This is a genomic window from Streptomyces marianii, assembly GCF_005795905.1.
GTDB classification, from domain to species: Bacteria; Actinomycetota; Actinomycetes; order Streptomycetales; family Streptomycetaceae; genus Streptomyces; species Streptomyces marianii.
Map to the genome: position 1 here is coordinate 934,491 of NZ_VAWE01000001.1, position 16,028 is coordinate 950,518.

Below are 16,028 nucleotides of genomic sequence, written 5' to 3' on the forward strand. Positions count from 1 at the left end.
GCCGGTCCGTCAGTCGTCGAAGTGCGTCTTGGAGCCGGCAGTGGACGTCGTCGTGCCGGTGACCAGGATCAGATCGCGGTCGACGATGGCGGGCCGCCCGTCCGGCAGCACATTCAGCTGCAGCGCGGAGTCGTAGGTGTACGGCAGGGTGACCGCAGGACTCTCGGCCGGAAGTACGTAGTTCAGTACGAACGGTCGCATGAGTCTCCTTCGTCGACTGTCTGAGCACACGTAGCAGTACGTGCCGTTGATGTAGGGCACTCATTACTATCCGTCACTTCCGAACGTGCTGGTAGTGAATGTCGTCACAGCATGCGGACCCCACGGGATCGCCCCATCGGTAGACGGATGGGGGAATGGGCAGGGTTCCCTCATGAGAGCACCGAATGGTGTAGACCGTTGTGAACATCCCGTGAAGACGGGTGAGTTGAGCCATCACCCGTGATCGCGCGCACATACGCCATGACCGTCCGTCACCCGTGCGCGTCCTCCGCGCACACGCCATGACCATGTGTCACACACTTCCGCCACCCGCGCATACGTCATGACCGTGCGTCACGCCCACCCGTAGGCCGCAGATGCGTCATCACTTTACGTGACAGGCGCACACCGGCCCGCGCGCGGACCTCGCGTGCGCATGCGCCCCGTGCGCCGGATCGGCAGGCGCGCGCCTGCCGCACCCCCGCGCCCCTGGTCCCGCGCCTGTGCGCCCCTACCGGCTTCGCCCGCACACGGGAGGAATCGCCGGGTCAGGGCCCGGACGCCCCGCCCAGCTCGGGATGGGCTTCGAGCAGCCGTCGCGGAGCCGCCTGCCGCCAGGAGTCGAGCAGGACGGCGTACAACTCCTCCTCGTCGTCCAGTGCGTCGAGCCGCACCCTCAGCCAGGCGTAGGCGTCGTCGTGCCCCTCGCGGACGAAGAACTTGTGCGGCTCGGAGGCGATCAGCCGCTCGCGGTCCTCCTGGGGGCACTTGACCCCGATCACCTGATCGTCGTCGTCGAGCGAGGCGAAGATCCTCCCGCCCTGTCCCACCCGGAACGTGGGCAGGCCCCAGGCGAGCTTCTCCACCGCGCCGGGGAGTGCGAGCGCGATTCTGCGTACGTCGTCGGCAGTGGCCATCCTCCGACGGTACGGCGCCCCACCGACAACGCCCGGGACCGCCAGGCCCGGCACCCGGACCCGGACCCGGCTCACATCTGCCCCTCCGACTCACCCCCACCGTTTCGACTCACACCCGCTCGCCTGCCCCCACCCGCCTGGCCGGTTCACACTCCCTTGTCCTGTTCGCGCCCATTTATCCAGCCAGGCCACCAGGTCCCGCTGGGCCTCCTCGCGGTTGGCCTCGTTGAGGATCTCGTGGCGGGCGCCCTCGTACGCCTTCCACGTCAGGGACTCCGCACCCACGTAGCCGAAGCCCTCCGGCAGTTCGCGGACCAGGGTCTCCGCCCGGACGCCGGCGCGGACCGTCAGGGGCGTGCACCCGGTGGGACGCGCGCTGGTCAGCGCCCCTGTACGCCGGGACCGCTTTCCGCTCAAAGTCCGTCGATTCCGGCCGAGTTACGGGCAATTCCGCACCTCTTGGGCCTAGTCCGCCGTCATCGAAAGCGGAATGCTGTCCCTCGGTGCCATATGCCCAGGAACCCATTGCCCAGGGCATGTGGCAGAAAGAAGACGCGCGGGCATGCCCCCGGCGAACCGGACGGGCCACTACCACCGGAGTCACAGTCTCAATCACACGTCAACGGATTCCATTTCGGCCAAAGTTGGCCACCGAGTTGTACCACTTGTAAGCGATCAACACCATGAGGTGGTCGGCCTGTACGGGACGGGACCATGCCGATGCACCACCTGCTCGAACACTTGCGCGAGCAGGCGTTTCGCAGAGGAGGGCTCGCGATGGACGGGTACTTCGCCAGTCGGCTTCATCATCAGCTCCGTGAGCGGGTACGGCACTTCGCCGAGTGCGAGGTCCGCCCGCGCATTCCGGCCATGGAGGCCGCCCGCACGGTGCACCGCGACCTCTCGCGGCTCATCGCACGGCAGGGCTGGCTCGGAGCGACGATCAGCAAGGGCCACGGCGGGATGGGGGTCGGGCATCTGGCCAAGACCATCATCATCGAGGAGCTGTCCCGCGTGAGCGGCGCGATGGGAGCCATGGTCCAGGCCTCCCAGCTGGGCGTCGCCAAGATCGTCCACTTCGGCAACGAGGAGCAGAAGAAGACCTGGCTCCCCCTGATCGCGGCGGGCGAGTGCCTGCCCACGATCGCGGTCACCGAACCCGAGTCGGGTGGCCATGTGCTGGGCATGAGCGCCACCGCCGTGCGTGACGGCGACGACTACGTCATCAACGGTCGAAAGGTGTACGTCGGCAACAGTCACGTCGGTGATCTGCACGGGGTCGTCGTCCGGACGGGGCCCGGCTCCGGGGGGCTCACGGCCTTTCTGGTGGAGTCCGGCCGCCCGGGGTGCCGCACGGACGAGCAGAAGCCCACCATGGGACTGCACGGCTTCAGTTTCGGTGAGCTCCACTTCGACGACTGCCGGGTTCCGGCCGCCAACCGGCTCGGCGAGGAGGGGGACGGCCTCGCCGTCGCATACTCCTCCAGCGTGCTCTACGGCCGGGCGAACCTGACCGCCGTCGCACTCGGCATACACCAGGCCGTCCTGGAGGAGACCACACGGTTCTGCGCCGAGCGCCACCGCTACGGCAAGCCGCTGCACGAGCTGTCGTCCATCAAGCTGAAGCTGGGGCAGCTCCAGTCACGGCTGATGACGGCGCGGCTCGCCGCGTACCACGCGGTGCACCTGCTGGACCAGGGACTGGCGTGCGACGCGGAGCTGATGAACGCCAAACTCGTCAACGTCGAGTCCGTGCTCGACTCGGCACGGAACGCGATGGAGATACACGCGGCGTCCGGACTGTTCACCGAGCGTCCGATCGAGCGCTATCTCCGGGACGCGCACCACATCTTCGCGCCCGCGGGCACCTCCGACATCCAGCTGCTCCGACTGGCCGAAGTGGCCCTGGGCCAGTCGAAGGGCCAGTGGTCGGAGCGGCTGGCCGAGCTGACGCGCATGGAGGCCCTGGTCTGACCCGGGGCGGGCGAGAGGGGCCCCGCGGATGCGGCTCGGAGCACACGACGTCCCCGGCTAGGCCGTACGGCCTTCCCGGGGACGTCACCGAGTCACGGTCGCAGCAGCCCGTCCTCACGGCGGTGGATCTGCCCGACCAGCTCGGCCGCGAGCGACTTGATGGTCTCCAGACCCGCCCGGCCCCACGGCCGCGGCTCGGTGTCCACCACGCAGATCGTGCCCAGGGCGATGCCCGTACGGTCGATCAGGGGCGCACCCAGGTACGAGCGGATGCCGATCTCGTCGACGACCGGATTGCCCGCGAACCGGGGGTAGTCGCAGACGTCCTCCAGCACGAGCGCCTTGCGTCGCACGACCACGTGTGGGCAGTAGCCGTGGTCGCGCGCCATGAAGCGGCCCACGTCCCCGCCGTCCGCCGCCGCGAGGTCGCCCCCGCCCGCGTGGGTGCCCTCGGGTGTGTGCAGCCCCGCGAAGAACTGCCGGTGCTCGTCGATGAAGTTGACCATCGAGTACGGGGCCCCGGTCACCTCCGCGAGCTTGTGGGCGAATTCGTCGAACGCCGGCTCGGGCCGTTCGCCCAGCCCGAGCTGGCGCAGCCGCTGCACCCGGGCGGGGGCCTCCCGGTCGACGGGTGTCAGCAGCAGGTGGCCGGTCGGGTCGTACGTCATGACTGAGCTCCGTAGCTCGGCGCCGCTGCCGGTGCCGGGGTGGTGGTGAGCAGATGCTGGACGAGGGTGACCAGGGTGCCGATCCCGGAGCCGGCGATGCGCGCGTCGCACAGCACGACCGGGACGTCCTCCTTGAGGTCGATCGCGGCCCGGACCTCGTCCGGTTCGTACCGGTAGGAACCGTCGAACTCGTTGACGGCGACGACGAAACCGATGCCGCGCCGCTCGAAGAAGTCCACGGCGGAGAAGCAGTCCTCCAGCCGGCGCGTGTCGGCGAGGACGACCGCGCCGAGCGCTCCTCCGGAGAGCTCGTCCCACATGAACCAGAAGCGCTCCTGGCCGGGTGTGCCGAAGAGGTACAGCACATGGCGGTCGTCGAGGGTGATCCGGCCGAAGTCCATGGCCACCGTGGTGGTCGTCTTGGCCTCCACTCCCGCCAGGCTGTCGGTGCCGACGCTGACGGCGGTCAGCAGCTCCTCGGTGCTCAGCGGTTCGATCTCGCTCACCGCGCCCACGAAGGTCGTCTTGCCCACCCCGAAGCCGCCCGCGACCAGGATCTTCAGTGCGGTGGGAAAGGGATCGCCGCGGACCCGGGAGCCCTGGTCGTGCTCGGGGGTGTGGTCAGGGCGGTGGTCAGAGCCGTCGTCGTAGGCCATCGAGCACTGCCTCCAGCAGGGAACGGTCGGTCGGGGAGTCCTGGAAGCGGGGCGCCCTGGCGGTGACGGCCCCGCAGTCCACGAGGTCGGACAGAAGCACCTTGGTGACGACCGCGGGGAGCCGTAAGTGCGCCGAGATCTCCGCCACCGACGTGGGCCCGCCGCACAGGCCGAGGGCCAGTGCGTGCTCCGGACCGAGCGCTCCCTGTGGGACGGTGCCGGTGGCCATCACCAGGGACAGCAGATCCAGGGCGGCCGTAGGACGGGTGCGGCCCCCGATCACGGAGTAGGGACGGATCAGCCGGCCTGCCGCATCGTCGAGCCACGGCCCGTCCTTGGGGGCCGGCACGGTCAGAACCCCGTGGCGTTCGGCGCCCCGGCGGCCTGTCTGGCCGGAGTGACCAGATACGGCCGTACGCTCTTGACCAGCATCGCCATCTCGTACCCGAGGACCGCGGCGTCCGCCTCCCGCGCCGCCAGCACGGCCAGACAGGTGCCCGATCCGGCGGTGGACACGAACAACAGGGTGGAGTCGAGCTCCACCACGACCTGGCGGACCTCACCCCCGTCGCCGAATCGGGCGCCGGCGCTGCGGCCGAGCGAGTACAGCCCGGACGCCAGCGCGGCCATGTGGTCGGCGCTGTCGGCATCGAGGCCGTGCACGGACTTCACCAGGCCGTCGGAAGAGAGCAGAACCGCGTTGCGGGTGTGCGGCACTCGCTGGACCAGGCCGCTGAGCAGCCAGTCGAGATCCGAGGAATGGCCCGTGGGCACATCGCTCGCCATGTGCATCTACTCCTTGTGGGTGTCGAGCTGTTGCTGCGGTTCGTACGGGACCGGGGCCGCGGCTTCCGGCGTCCGGGACTCCGCGAGGCCGATTCCCCGTTGGAAGGCCGCCATCAGCCCGGGGTCGTGCAGGGCCTGCTCCTCGGGTCTGCGCGGGGCGGGTTCGTCCCGCAGCTGGGGCACCAGATGCTCCTGGGCGCGGCGTTTGGGCAGCTGCGGGCGGCCCATGGTGCCGCGTACGGCCGGGGAGTCGGACGGGGAGGGCGCGTGGCGCGGCTCGGGCGGCCGCCGGGGCGGTTGCGCCGGCGCCGGCGGGGCGGCCGCGTGGGCCGCGCCGGTCCGGGCGGTGGCCGGGTTGGCCCGGTCCGGGTGCTCGCCGCGCACCGGTAGCGGCCCGGCTGCGGGATCCGCCACGGGCTGCTGGTGCGGCATCCCCGGCATGCTCGCCGCGTAGCTCAGAGTGCGCTGACTGCCGGTGTGGTGCGCGTCGACGGTGTGCGGCGGCTCGACGGCGGGATGCGGGACGGCACCGGGGGCTGCGGCGCGCTCCCGGCCGGCGGCCCCGCCCGCCACCGCGGCGGCCGCGGCAGGCGGATGGCCGGCGTGGCGTTGGGCACCCTGCTGCCCGGCGCCGTCCTGGGCTCCCGGCTCGGCACCGAGCAGCCCCTGGGGCAGCACCAGGACGGCCTGGATGCCTCCGTAGATGTTGGACTGGAGCCGGACCGCGATGCCGTGCCTGCGGGCGAGCGCCGAGACCACGAACAGTCCGATGCGGCCGTCCTGCAGGAGGTGCGCCACATTGACCTGGTCGGGGTCGGCGAGCAGGGCGTTCATCTTGTTCTGCTCGGAGAGGGGCATGCCGAGTCCACGGTCCTCGACCTCCACGGCCAGCCCCGCCGTGACGTGCGAGGCGCGCAGCAGCACCTGGGTGTGCGGGGCGGAGAACAGGGTGGCGTTCTCCACCAGCTCGGCGAGGAGGTGGATGACGTCTGCGACGGCGTGACCCCGCAGGGTGCCGTCGATCGGCGGCACCAGCTTGACCCGGGGGTACTGCTCCACCTCGGCGATGGACGAGCGGAGGACCTCGGTCATGGTGACCGGGTTGGACCACTGGCGGCGGGAGATGGCTCCGCCGAGCACGGCGAGGTTCTCCGCGTGGCGGCGGATCCGGGTCGCCAGGTGGTCGACGTGGAAGAGACCCTTGAGCAGCTCAGGGTCCTCGACCTCGTTCTCCAGCTCGTCGAGCAACTGGATCTCGCGGTGCACCAGCGACTGGAGCCTGCGGGCGAGATTGACGAAGACCTCGACCTTCTGCTCGTTGCCCACGCTACTGGACAGTCGCGAGGCCTGGACCACGGCGTCCACGGCGGATTCGTGGGAGCGCGTCAGCTCCTGAGCGAGGAGATCGAGTTCGTCGCCACCGGCGGCCGGGACGGGCAGGCTCTCACGGGGCGACGGACGCTCGCCGCGGCGCAGTCGGTCCACCACGGCGGTGAGCTCGGCCTGCCGGCGGGCGCTGGAGCGGCGCAGGCTCTGCGCGCGGTCGCGCAGGGTTCTGGCCGTGCGTTCCGCGCCGAGCGCCGCCGCCGCCACGGCGACGGCGGCGAGGACCGCCGAGCCGGCGAGCGCGACCCACAGCGCGGCGGACGGCCGCGCGTCGGTGGAACGGATCGTGAACAGCACCGCGGCCGCGCCACTGAGCGAGACCACGACGGCGGGCAGAACGGCGGTTCGCAGCAGTTGGGAACGTATACGGGCTTCGGAGTTCGGCGGCGTGGACTGCGGCCTGCCCGCGGAGGAGAGCGCGCGGGCGCCTGACCGGCCGTGCCGCCCGCCCTCGCGGCGGTCCTGCCGCGTGGCGGGTGCGCGTAGTTGAGACATCAGCGTCCTTGGTACGTGGCCCAGGAATCGTGTACCGATCGGTGTGCGCGGCGCCAAGGGGGTTGCGAGAGCCCACCGTTGATCACCGGGCACACACGGTAGTCGTGAACCGTTCATGTGCGGTGGGCAGTTGACAAACTTGCCCGTAGAGCGTCCTGCTCTGGTATGAGGGCTCGCACGCACAGGCGAAATTCCGGGGACGGCGGTGGGTGCGTGTGCCCGGGTACGTCCCCGTCCTGGGCTGATGGGGCGGAGTGTCAGGACAATTCCCGAGAGGCCGGCCGTGTGGCGGGCCCGCTCGTCCCGGGGCGCGGCGGCGGACTCAGGCACCACCGGCGGGCCCGGGCGATGCGCGGGCGACACCGCGAAGCTCCGTAGTCAAGGAGCGCATGACCACCAAGGCGACCAAACCAACTTCTTCCAATCTCCGATCAACTCCCCGCTACAGCCGGGCGGGAGCAGATGCCAGTCCGCGGCATCCGGGCGTTTCGGCGTTCGAGCAGCGACTGGGTCCTGCCCTCCAGTGCGAGAGGCCGGAATCGTCAGCCATCGACCTGGTCATCACCTGAGGCGCGGAACAACGCCGCCCCCTGTCCCGCAGCCGGACGCGAGGATCGCTCCGGAACATGAACCGCGCGCGCTCCGCGTCGCGGTACGTTTCCCAGGTACGAAGTTCACGGTCGTCCCCGACCAGTGCGAGCGGGCCGAGGACGACCGGCCCGGTCGACGGCCACCGGAGTCAGTCCCCGCGCGGCCCCCGGAAGTCCACCGAGGTGACGAGGGCGTAGTCGAAGTGGATCGGGTCCCCCTCCTCGTCCATCGGGTGATCGAGGCTGCTCTCGTTAGACAAGATCACCCTGAGGTCGGGAAGGGTGTCCACCCCGTCGTCGTTCCGCTCAACCGTGTGGCCCCGTTCCTCAAGGCGCTCCAGCAGCTCTTCGCCGGGAGTCCGGAAGACGTCGAGCCCGTCGAGGACGACCGCCACATCCGCGTGCTCGACTCGGAACCGGTAGACGTGGACATCGGTCAGCGCACCCTTGGTGAAGCCGAGATTCAACTCCGTCTGGGACTCCACGTGCTCGCAGAGCACCTGTCCAGGGGCGTCGCCGTAGTCCGGGTCGGACGGGGCGAAGCCCAGTTCGCGCGCGGCCCGGACCGTCTCGTCGGCCGACATGCCGAGCCTGAGCGTAGCAACTCCCACCTCCGGCAGCAGCTGTGCGCGGGCGTACGCATGTTGAAAGGGAACGCCGCCGCCGTGGCCCTCTGACGTCGGAGCAGCCCTCGTGCACGGCCTTGTCCTGCTGCCGCTGTACTCGGTCACCGACCGGGCCGTCCAGATCCTGACCCCGGCGGGGCCGGGGACCCCGCAGCCGGCGGTCCCGACCGTCAACCACGTACGCCTTCCCGCCTTCCTCTCAGGACTGCTGCTCCTCTCTGGTGGCCGTTGATCCTGCGTCAGGTCGGCCACTACACGGCGGCCACCGCTCTGCCCGCCGAAGTCTTCCTCGGACGCTGGCTGCTCATCACGGCAACTCTGTTCGCCGCTTCCGCCGTCGTGCTGCTCGTACGGGTGTGGAACCGTTCGAGGCCCGAACGGCGTGCCGCACGGAAACGGCGCAAGCCGGAGTGAAACCGGGTGTCAGCGTCGCAGCCCCACGAAGCCGCGGCCGGCGCCGCCACATGACCGAGCGCGTCCAAGCTGCGGTGACGGCCGCTTCGTACAGGGCGCGGACACCGAGGCGTGACCACAAGAAGGGCAACCCCTGGCCCTCGCGGCCGTCGTAGAGGGGCAAGGCCCCGTGCAAGATCGAGGCTGAGACGAGACGCCCCGTGAGTTCCCAGTCAGCAACGTGACAACGGCATCACGCGTGGTCGCGAAGCACCCAGGTCGTCGCCAGCAGGGCCGCAGCAGTGAACTCCGAGGCGACCAGTAACCATCCGGCGGTCCAGTCGCCACTGGTGGCCAGCAGCCCGAAGAACGGAGGCCCGAGGGCGAAACCCGCGAAGAATCCGGCAGATACCATCGCCGAGTCGCGACCCGCGCGCTCTGGCGGCGAGTGGTGTAGGACGAGCATCATCGTCACTGCGTTGACGGACACCGCGCATAGCCCGATGGCTGCGGCCGCACACCAGATCAACGGCGACAGCTGCGCGGCGAAGACGAGAAGGAGAGTGGCTGCGACCGAGCCCGCCAGCAACAGTGCAGGGAGTTGTCGAGTGCGCCGAGGGGACCGCGCGGCTCGCGAACACGCCATACGACCGATGATGCCGGCCCCGCCGATAACGGCGACCAACGCGGCGGCTTCAGTGTTGCCCAGTCCTAGTTTCTCCGTCGCGAACAATGCGATGTAAGTGTTCACACAGGCGATTCCGGCGCCCAGTGGTACCGAGAAGGCCAGCAGCCACACGACTGTGCCACGGGGCAGCAGTCGAGTTCGTGACGCCGGCGCCTGTTCGGGCCGATCCCCGGGCAACGCAAGAGTCACCCACAGGGCCGCACCTGCAGCGACGGCCGCCATGACCCACATGGCCGCCCGCCATCCCGCTGCCGCGGACAACCAGGCCAGCGGCAGGCCGACAATCAGAGCGGCCAGTTGGACGCCTGACTGTTTGACGGATGTGATCAGCGCGCGGCGCTCTACCGGCGCGTCTGCGGCAATAGCCTTGTTGGTCGCCGGATTCGCCAGCGCCTGCGCGAGGCCGCCGAGGGCCACCGACGCCAGCAGCACCACCGGACCGGGAGCCACCCCGATGAGCAGCAGCGCGGCTGCTGCGGTCGTCATCAGTACGACGAGGCTGCGCTTTGGCCCCGCCTGGTCCACCATCCGCCCGCTCAGCGGAGAGACAAGCGTGGCAACAGCGCAACTGACGGTCGTGGTCAAGCCCAACAGGGTCGGCGAGAGGGACAGCGACTCCACCAAACGCGGGCCCAACGCACCGAGCAGGAAGAAGTGCATCATCGACAGTCCCATGGCGCTGGTGAGCAACACCGTCAACACCGGCGTGCCGATGGGTGGGCGGTTCATTCGCATGTGTGGGATACACCTCGAGCAGGCAATTTACACGATTCTATCTATATGCATGAGTGTGGATAGTAACGTCCCGATTTAGCCTTCTGGCGGTCATCTGTTAGGGATTGGCGAGGAGGTCCTGCCCCGGGTAGCGGCGGGCCTCGGCACCGCTTCTCGACGGGAGTAAGGCGTCGATCCGGCTCTCAGGGGAGGGAGTGCCTGAGGAGCAGTCGGCTAGGAGCGTGTCCCAGTAATCAACGCCGGGCCTGTCATCGGGCGACTGCTCTGCTCGCCCGAAACTTGATGTCGTATTGCCGCCAGAGTTGGCGTCTCGCTCGCGAGAGAGTCGGCGACGGTTCGTGTTCCTGATCGCGGACCTGTCCGTCTGGCACTCCGCGAAAGGCACAGCGCATGCACGTCGTCCCCGGGCTCAAGGTCTTGTACTTCGGAACTCCGGTGGTGCTGATCAGCTCACTCAACGAGGACGGCACTGCGAACCTCGCGCCGATGTCCTCAGCGTGGTGGCTGGACCAGTCCTGCATGCTCGGTCTCGGCAACAACGCCCAGACCACCGCGAACCTGCTGCGGGAAGGCGAATGCGTGCTCAATCTGCCCTCGTCGGCGATGGTCGATGCCGTCGACCGGATCGCGCTCACCACCGGGAAGCCGGCCATGCCGGACTACAAGGCGAAGCAGGGCTACCGGTACGAGCCGGACAAGTTCTCGACCGCGCAGTTGACCGAGCAGGCATCGGATCTGGTCCGGGCCCCCAGGGTTGCGGAATGCCCGGTCCAGATGGAATGCAGGGTCGTCGCGGCCCATCCTTTCGGCGGTCCCGAACCGCATGCCACCGCCTTCGAGGTCGAGGTCCTTCGCGCCCATGTCGAGGAAAACCTGGTCATCCCGGGGACGCACTACGTGGACCCGCTCGGCTGGGACCCTCTGATCATGAAGTTCTGCGAGTTCTTCGGCGGGGGACGCAACGTTCACCCGTCGAGACTCGCCGAGGGCTGGAGCATGCCCCACCAGCTCCGGTCGGCGACCGCCTGAACAGGCATCCGGCGCCCTCATCCATATCTCGTGACCATTCATGCGGGATGATCTCGGTATGCGTGATGGGGATGGGCTGTTCGAGGTCGAGCCGGTCGGTAAGAAACGGCCGCAGGGCCGTCCGACCGCGGTGAACAAGACGTTCCGGGCGTTCGACCCACGCCAGGTCCTGCTGTTGCCGCCGTCGCTGGACGACTGGCTGCCCGAGGACCACCTGGCCCGGTTCGTCGCCGACCTGGTCGACGAGGTGCTCGACCTCGGGCCGGTCCTGGCGGACTACACCGAAAAGCGCGGCTACCCGCCCTACGACCCGCGGCTGATGGTGCGGCTGCTGATCTACGGATACACCACCGGGGTGCGCTCCTCACGGGCGATCGAGCGCCGCCTGGCCGACGACGTCGCGTTCCGGTTCCTGGCCGCCGGCCAGGAACCGGACTTCCGCTCGATCGCCCGGTTTCGCCGCCGCCACCTCGATGCGCTCGCCGGTCTGTTCGCCCAGTCGCTGCACCTCGCGACCAAGCTCGGCATGGTCAAGATGGGACGCGTCGCGCTGGACGGCACGAAACTTGAGGCCAGCGCCTCCAAGCACAAGGCGATGAGCTACGGTCGCCTGGTCGACAAGGAAGAACGCATCGAGGCCGAGATCGCACAGCTGGAGGCACAGGCCCAGGCCCTGCTGGCCGACGCGGAGGCCATCGATGAAGCCGAGGACCACGCCTTCGGCGTGGACGGCAAGGAGACGGACCTGCCCGCCGAACTGGACCGGCGTGAGAAGCGCCTGGCGAAGCTGCAGGCCGCCCGCACGCAGATTGAGGCCGAGGCCGCTGACAAGGCCCGCAAGCATGCCGAGGACAAGGAACGCCGCCGTCAAGAGCGCGCCGACATCCACGACGGGCAGGCCGTCACCAGCGCCGGGGAGAAGGCCGCCAAGGCGGCACGCCCCAAGCCGAAGGCGCAGGCCAACTTCACCGACCCCGACTCGCGGATCATGAAGAACAGCGACGGCGCCTACATCCAGGCCTACAACGCCCAAGCCGTCGTCGACGAAGAACACCAGGTCATCACCGCCGCCGACGTGACGACAAACCCTTCGGATGCGCTGAACTACACCACGATGCTCGACCAGTCCGCCGCCAACACCGGCGTTCATCCCAAGCAGGCCCTGGTCGACGCCGGCTACTGCTCCGAGACCAACCTCGAAGCAGCGCGAGAGCGCCATCTGGCCTGCGGCACCGACACCTTCATGGCCACCGGCCGGCTGACCCACGACGAGCAGGTCCCGCCCGCACCGCGCGGACGCATACCCAAGGACGCCACACTCAAAGAGCGCATGGCCCACAAGCTGCGGACCAAGCCGGGCAAGGCCGCCTACAGCCGCCGCAAGGCCATCGTCGAACCCGTCTTCGGACAGATCATGACTTGCCAGGACGGCCGCCAGCTCCTCCTGCGCGGCGAGGACGGTGCCCGTGGTGAATGGCGACTGCTGGCGGCCTGCCACAACCTTCGCAAGATCTTCCGACACGCCGGGACCGCCGGGCTCGCCGGCCTGACCGGGTAACCCACCAGGCCTCCCCGGCCACACCACGAGCCCTGCACCTGGCAGACCCCCACCGAAGCCCCACAGACCCCGACAGGCCCTCCGCAACCGATCCGCCGACCACAGAAGCCGAGCCGCTTGCTCGTTACTGACCCACGCTCCTAGCCCCGATACCAGTGGCTTGAGGATCCCAGCTTCGTCGGACCTTGGTTGGCTGGTTGATCGGGGCCGTGCGCCAGTGCGGGGCGATGGTCACGGCGTCGGCGGGGTCGGGGGGTGGGCTGGGGTGAGGTGCCCCCGGTGGTGTGGACACTCTGACAATGGATCTTGCAGATCCGAGGAAGGGTGTCCTGGTGGGACGGAAGTCTCCGTATCCGGCGGAGTTCAGGGACGATGCGTCGCGTTGTATCGCGCGGCGGGCGGGAAGCGCACGTACGGGTGGTGGCGGCGGATGTCGGGGGGAGCGGTGAGACGCTGCGGAGCTGGGTGCGTCAGGCCGACGAGCAGGCGGGCCGCCATCACGGCCGCGGCGAGCCGGCCGGAGGGAGCCGGGATGAGGAGCTGGCCCGACTGCGGGCGGAGAACGGCCGGCTGCGCAAGGCAGAGAAGGAGTGGGAGCTCGAGCGGGAGATCCTGCGCGGGGCGGCGGCGTATTTCGCGAAGGAGATGAAGTGAGGACCCGCCGCTGGGACTTCGTCTCCTCCCAGGCCGAGGTCTTCGGCGTTCAGCGGATATGCCGGGTCCTTCAGGTCTCGCGGTCGGGCCACTACCGGTGGATCGCCGGCGCGAAGGCCCGAGCGGAGCGACCAGGTCGCCGACGACGCCCTGATCGCGGAGATCCGCGAGGTCCACACCGTGCACAAGGGGACGTACGGGGTGCGCCGCGTCCATGCCGAGCTGCGGGGATCGGGGCACACGGTCAACCGTAAGCGCGTCGAGCGGCTGATGCGCCTGAACCGGATCGAGGGCCGTCACCGGCGTCGGCGTAAGCGCACCACGGTCCCGGACCGGCTCGCCCGCCCGCCCCGGACCTCGTCCGCCGTGACTTCTCCGCCGAGGACCTCGAAGCGGTCGCCACGGCGATCAACAACCGGCCCCGCAAGGTCCTCGGTTGGCGGACACCAGCCGAGGTCTTCGAGGAACAGCTACGCTCACTACAACAGCCCGGTGTTGCAACGACCGGTTGAACTCGCCCAGTACACGTCGGCCGCATTCACGCAGGTCTGCGACGGTTTCGGGATCCGCAGGAGCATGGGCCGGGTCGGCTCGAGCTATAACGCCCTCGCCTAGTGTCTCGTGATTCCGTTAGCGTTACTTGATCTTGTGTGGCAGGGTGGCTTGGTATGGAGCTCTCCGTGGAACAGGTCGCCGAGTTGCGGGAGTTGGTGAACAGCAGGGACGTGCCTGCGGATGTCGCCACGCGGGGCCGGATCGTGCTGTGGTCGGGTGAGGGGCGCCGACGCAAGGACATTGCCGAGTTGCTCGGGGTGTCGCTGCCCACCGTGGACCGCTGGAAGACCCGTTATGCCGAGCAGGGCCTGGCGGGGCTGGACGGGGAGCGTCCCGGTGGTGCACGGGAGCAGGTACCGGCCCGGGTGCGGTCCCGAGTGATCGCGCTGACGCGTATGACACCGCCGGACGGCACGGGGCTTTCGCACTGGTCCACACGGGAGTTGGCGAAGTACCTGGAGCGGACCGAGAACGTCACCGTGTCCTGGCACTACATCGCGCGCGTCTGGCGCGAGGAGAGCCTCAAGCCGCACCGCAGTGGCACCTTCAAGATTTCGAAGGACCCGGCGTTCGCGGAGAAGGTGGCCGACGTGATCGGCCTCTACCTCGCCCCGCCGGGCGGCGCGGTGGTCCTCTCGATCGACGAGAAGACGCAGATCCAGGCGCTGGACCGAACCCAGCGGGTACTGCCCGTCGCGTTCGCGGCGAGCGAGAAGCGCACCGCCGACTACGTCCGGCACGGCACCACGAACCTGTTCGCCGCCCTGAACGTGACCACCGGCGAAGTGCTCGGCGAGTGCAGGCCGACCCGGAACGGCAAGGACTTCCTGACCTTCTTGAAGAAGGCGGTGAAACCACACGCCGGAAAGGACATCCACGTCGTCCTGGACAACCTCTCCACGCACACCACCCCAGAGGTCAAGGAGTGGCTGGCCAAGAACCCGCACGTCCACTTCCATTTCACTCCCGTCGGCTCCTCGTGGCTGAACCAGATCGAGATCTGGTTCGGAATCCTGACCCGGCAGTCCATCCGCCGCGGCACGTTCTCCAGCGTCAACGTCCTGATCAAGCAGATCCGCGACTACATCGACTCCTGGAACGAGAGCGCGAAACCGTTCACCTGGACCGCGACCGCCGGCGAGGTCCTCGCCAAAGTCCGACTCGTCGCGACCAACATGAAGAAACTCGTCAATAACAACTCGAACTGACATGAACAGGATCACGAGACACTAGTCGTTCTGGCAGGGACTCAAGAGGGAGACGATGCACGAGAGGCTGTTCTCGACAATGCGTCAGGCGAGGCTGGAGATCTTCGAGTGGCTCACCTACTACAACGCCCGCAGACGCCACAGCGCACTCGACTACCTCTCGCCAGTGGAGTTCGATCAGCAGCATCTGCGAGCAGCTAAACTCTCAATCGCGGCATGAGCCCCTGTGTCCACACTCCGGGGGACGCCTCAAATTGAGAAGCCGCCGCTTTCCGGGTCGCGCCCCGCGACCCGTATGAGGCACTGCTCCTCAACCAAGAGTGACCGGATCCCAAAGAGATCCGGTCACAGCATCGAGGTGGATACTGTTCAGCCGAAGACCGAACAGCGGACACCAACCGCGTCGGCGTCAGACGGCAAAAGCCGCATCGACGGGCCCGGCGCAGCGGGGAAGTCCGCCACCATGCCCTACTTCTTCGGCTGGACCGCGGGCGCCCCCTCGGAGGTGCCCGCCCGCTCCGTCTCGGAAGCGACGTGACTGGGGAGTTGCGTTATCTTCGGCGCGGGCGTGCCCTTCTTCGGTCCGGGGACGCTCTCCACCGTACCCTTCTTCGTCTCGGGGACAGTCTGGGTCGTCGCGGTGGTCGTGCCGGTGGTCGTGCTGGTAGTTGCCGCGCTGGCCATTGCGGAACTTCCGAACACAAGCGCCCCACCAGCGGCAGCAGCAACCGCTGTCTTGGTCAGACGGTTCATGACTATTCCTTTCCTCAGCGGGGAGTGAGTCCTGGCTTCAGTGATCCGGGACTCCGGACAGCACTCCGGTAGACACAGAGGACCGGAGAGCCGCCACATGGCCGCCTCCGCACACACTGTGACCAGACCCGGTGGAGCAGGCTTCGTCGCACCCAA

The 16,028-nt window shown here is 68.7% G+C and carries 18 protein-coding genes and 4 pseudogenes; 11 read left to right on the forward strand and 11 right to left on the reverse strand.

Annotation, left to right across the window (positions count from 1 at the left end; all coding sequences use genetic code 11):
- Nucleotides 1–9: 9 nt before the first annotated feature.
- The 3 genes and pseudogenes from tgmA to FEF34_RS42550 all read right to left on the reverse strand — a co-directional run.
- Complete coding sequence (gene tgmA, locus FEF34_RS04260; RefSeq protein WP_138051927.1) at nucleotides 10–201, reverse strand: putative ATP-grasp-modified RiPP; 192 nt, start codon at nucleotides 199–201, stop codon at nucleotides 10–12.
- 548 nt (nucleotides 202–749) lie between these two features.
- Nucleotides 750–1,118 carry an MmcQ/YjbR family DNA-binding protein gene (locus FEF34_RS04265; protein WP_138051928.1) on the reverse strand — a complete coding sequence of 123 codons (369 nt, stop codon included), beginning with the start codon at nucleotides 1,116–1,118 and terminating at the stop codon, nucleotides 750–752.
- Between the two features lie 174 nt (nucleotides 1,119–1,292).
- Nucleotides 1,293–1,439 (reverse strand): annotated as a pseudogene (locus tag FEF34_RS42550) (alpha/beta hydrolase); the annotation flags it as partial.
- 456 nt (nucleotides 1,440–1,895) lie between these two features.
- On the opposite strand from FEF34_RS42550, the gene FEF34_RS04275 reads away from it, so the two are divergent.
- Complete coding sequence (locus FEF34_RS04275; RefSeq protein WP_138057274.1) at nucleotides 1,896–3,092, forward strand: acyl-CoA dehydrogenase family protein; 1,197 nt, start codon at nucleotides 1,896–1,898, stop codon at nucleotides 3,090–3,092.
- A gap of 92 nt (nucleotides 3,093–3,184) precedes the next feature.
- Here the strand turns inward: FEF34_RS04275 and FEF34_RS04280 are convergent, their stop codons facing one another.
- From FEF34_RS04280 to FEF34_RS04305, 6 genes are all read right to left on the reverse strand, one after another.
- Nucleotides 3,185–3,760: a GAF domain-containing protein gene (locus tag FEF34_RS04280; RefSeq protein WP_138051929.1), complete on the reverse strand. Its 576-nt coding sequence runs from the start codon at nucleotides 3,758–3,760 to the stop codon at nucleotides 3,185–3,187.
- A complete protein-coding gene (locus FEF34_RS04285) occupies nucleotides 3,757–4,416 on the reverse strand; it encodes a GTP-binding protein (RefSeq protein ID WP_138051930.1) in 660 nt (219 codons plus the stop codon). Before FEF34_RS04285 ends, FEF34_RS04280 begins: the two co-directional genes overlap by 4 nt.
- On the reverse strand, nucleotides 4,394–4,765 hold the full coding sequence (locus tag FEF34_RS04290) for a DUF742 domain-containing protein (protein ID WP_138051931.1): 372 nt from the start codon (nucleotides 4,763–4,765) through the stop codon (nucleotides 4,394–4,396). The genes FEF34_RS04285 and FEF34_RS04290 overlap by 23 nt, the downstream gene beginning before the upstream one ends.
- A 2-nt stretch (nucleotides 4,766–4,767) precedes the next feature.
- Nucleotides 4,768–5,202 (reverse strand): roadblock/LC7 domain-containing protein, encoded by a 435-nt coding sequence (locus FEF34_RS04295; protein ID WP_138051932.1) that lies wholly within the window; start codon nucleotides 5,200–5,202, stop codon nucleotides 4,768–4,770.
- A 6-nt stretch (nucleotides 5,203–5,208) separates the two neighbouring features.
- Entirely contained in the window at nucleotides 5,209–7,083 is a 1,875-nt protein-coding gene (locus FEF34_RS04300) for a sensor histidine kinase (RefSeq protein WP_138051933.1), read from the reverse strand.
- A gap of 739 nt (nucleotides 7,084–7,822) precedes the next feature.
- A complete protein-coding gene (locus tag FEF34_RS04305; RefSeq protein WP_138051934.1) occupies nucleotides 7,823–8,257 on the reverse strand; it encodes a hypothetical protein in 435 nt (144 codons plus the stop codon).
- Between the two features lie 109 nt (nucleotides 8,258–8,366).
- On the opposite strand from FEF34_RS04305, the gene FEF34_RS41010 reads away from it, so the two are divergent.
- Together FEF34_RS41010 and FEF34_RS04310 are read left to right on the forward strand one after the other, a co-directional pair.
- On the forward strand, nucleotides 8,367–8,531 hold the full coding sequence (locus FEF34_RS41010; RefSeq protein WP_171052811.1) for a hypothetical protein: 165 nt from the start codon (nucleotides 8,367–8,369) through the stop codon (nucleotides 8,529–8,531).
- Nucleotides 8,528–8,713, forward strand: coding sequence for a hypothetical protein (locus FEF34_RS04310; RefSeq protein ID WP_138051935.1), 186 nt, complete (start codon nucleotides 8,528–8,530; stop codon nucleotides 8,711–8,713). The genes FEF34_RS41010 and FEF34_RS04310 overlap by 4 nt, the downstream gene beginning before the upstream one ends.
- 232 nt (nucleotides 8,714–8,945) lie before the next feature.
- Here the strand turns inward: FEF34_RS04310 and FEF34_RS04315 are convergent, their stop codons facing one another.
- Nucleotides 8,946–10,115, reverse strand: coding sequence for an MFS transporter (locus tag FEF34_RS04315; protein ID WP_234042266.1), 1,170 nt, complete (start codon nucleotides 10,113–10,115; stop codon nucleotides 8,946–8,948).
- Between the two features lie 390 nt (nucleotides 10,116–10,505).
- On the opposite strand from FEF34_RS04315, the gene FEF34_RS04320 reads away from it, so the two are divergent.
- From FEF34_RS04320 to FEF34_RS04355, 8 genes and pseudogenes are all read left to right on the forward strand, one after another.
- A complete protein-coding gene (locus FEF34_RS04320) occupies nucleotides 10,506–11,144 on the forward strand; it encodes a flavin reductase family protein (protein WP_138051936.1) in 639 nt (212 codons plus the stop codon).
- 130 nt (nucleotides 11,145–11,274) lie between these two features.
- Nucleotides 11,275–12,702, forward strand: coding sequence for an IS1182 family transposase (locus tag FEF34_RS04325; protein WP_456114791.1), 1,428 nt, complete (start codon nucleotides 11,275–11,277; stop codon nucleotides 12,700–12,702).
- A gap of 372 nt (nucleotides 12,703–13,074) precedes the next feature.
- On the forward strand, nucleotides 13,075–13,356 hold the full coding sequence (locus FEF34_RS04330; RefSeq protein ID WP_138051937.1) for a hypothetical protein: 282 nt from the start codon (nucleotides 13,075–13,077) through the stop codon (nucleotides 13,354–13,356).
- A gap of 153 nt (nucleotides 13,357–13,509) precedes the next feature.
- Nucleotides 13,510–13,656, forward strand: a pseudogene (locus FEF34_RS44140) (IS3 family transposase); the annotation flags it as partial.
- 41 nt (nucleotides 13,657–13,697) lie between these two features.
- Nucleotides 13,698–13,868: pseudogene (locus tag FEF34_RS44145) on the forward strand (IS30 family transposase); the annotation flags it as partial.
- Nucleotides 13,849–13,971 carry a transposase family protein gene (locus tag FEF34_RS04345; protein ID WP_138051938.1) on the forward strand — a complete coding sequence of 41 codons (123 nt, stop codon included), beginning with the start codon at nucleotides 13,849–13,851 and terminating at the stop codon, nucleotides 13,969–13,971. The pseudogene FEF34_RS44145 and the gene FEF34_RS04345, both read left to right, overlap by 20 nt.
- Nucleotides 13,972–14,024: 53 nt before the next feature.
- Nucleotides 14,025–15,119 (forward strand): IS630 family transposase, encoded by a 1,095-nt coding sequence (locus FEF34_RS04350; protein ID WP_138051939.1) that lies wholly within the window; start codon nucleotides 14,025–14,027, stop codon nucleotides 15,117–15,119.
- A gap of 25 nt (nucleotides 15,120–15,144) precedes the next feature.
- A pseudogene (locus FEF34_RS04355) lies at nucleotides 15,145–15,339 on the forward strand (IS3 family transposase); the annotation flags it as partial.
- 248 nt (nucleotides 15,340–15,587) lie between these two features.
- Here the strand turns inward: FEF34_RS04355 and FEF34_RS04360 are convergent.
- Nucleotides 15,588–15,803: a hypothetical protein gene (locus FEF34_RS04360; RefSeq protein ID WP_138051941.1), complete on the reverse strand. Its 216-nt coding sequence runs from the start codon at nucleotides 15,801–15,803 to the stop codon at nucleotides 15,588–15,590.
- Nucleotides 15,804–16,028: the final 225 nt, after the last annotated feature.

Excerpts from the sequence above, each read along its gene's own strand:
- FEF34_RS04295 (WP_138051932.1), bottom strand. The coding sequence starts at position 5,202 with ATGGCGAGCGATGTGCCCACGGGCCATTCCTCGGATCTCGACTGGCTG.
- FEF34_RS04265 (WP_138051928.1), bottom strand. The coding sequence starts at position 1,118 with ATGGCCACTGCCGACGACGTACGCAGAATCGCGCTCGCACTCCCCGGC.
- FEF34_RS04300 (WP_138051933.1), bottom strand. The coding sequence starts at position 7,083 with ATGTCTCAACTACGCGCACCCGCCACGCGGCAGGACCGCCGCGAGGGC.
- FEF34_RS04285 (WP_138051930.1), bottom strand. The coding sequence starts at position 4,416 with ATGGCCTACGACGACGGCTCTGACCACCGCCCTGACCACACCCCCGAG.
- tgmA (WP_138051927.1), bottom strand. The coding sequence starts at position 201 with ATGCGACCGTTCGTACTGAACTACGTACTTCCGGCCGAGAGTCCTGCG.
- FEF34_RS04315 (WP_234042266.1), bottom strand. The coding sequence starts at position 10,115 with ATGCGAATGAACCGCCCACCCATCGGCACGCCGGTGTTGACGGTGTTG.
- FEF34_RS04360 (WP_138051941.1), bottom strand. The coding sequence starts at position 15,803 with ATGGCCAGCGCGGCAACTACCAGCACGACCACCGGCACGACCACCGCG.
- FEF34_RS04320 (WP_138051936.1), top strand. The coding sequence starts at position 10,506 with ATGCACGTCGTCCCCGGGCTCAAGGTCTTGTACTTCGGAACTCCGGTG.
- FEF34_RS04275 (WP_138057274.1), top strand. The coding sequence starts at position 1,896 with ATGGACGGGTACTTCGCCAGTCGGCTTCATCATCAGCTCCGTGAGCGG.
- FEF34_RS04305 (WP_138051934.1), bottom strand. The coding sequence starts at position 8,257 with ATGTCGGCCGACGAGACGGTCCGGGCCGCGCGCGAACTGGGCTTCGCC.
- FEF34_RS04350 (WP_138051939.1), top strand. The coding sequence starts at position 14,025 with ATGGAGCTCTCCGTGGAACAGGTCGCCGAGTTGCGGGAGTTGGTGAAC.
- FEF34_RS04280 (WP_138051929.1), bottom strand. The coding sequence starts at position 3,760 with ATGACGTACGACCCGACCGGCCACCTGCTGCTGACACCCGTCGACCGG.
- FEF34_RS04330 (WP_138051937.1), top strand. The coding sequence starts at position 13,075 with ATGCGTCGCGTTGTATCGCGCGGCGGGCGGGAAGCGCACGTACGGGTG.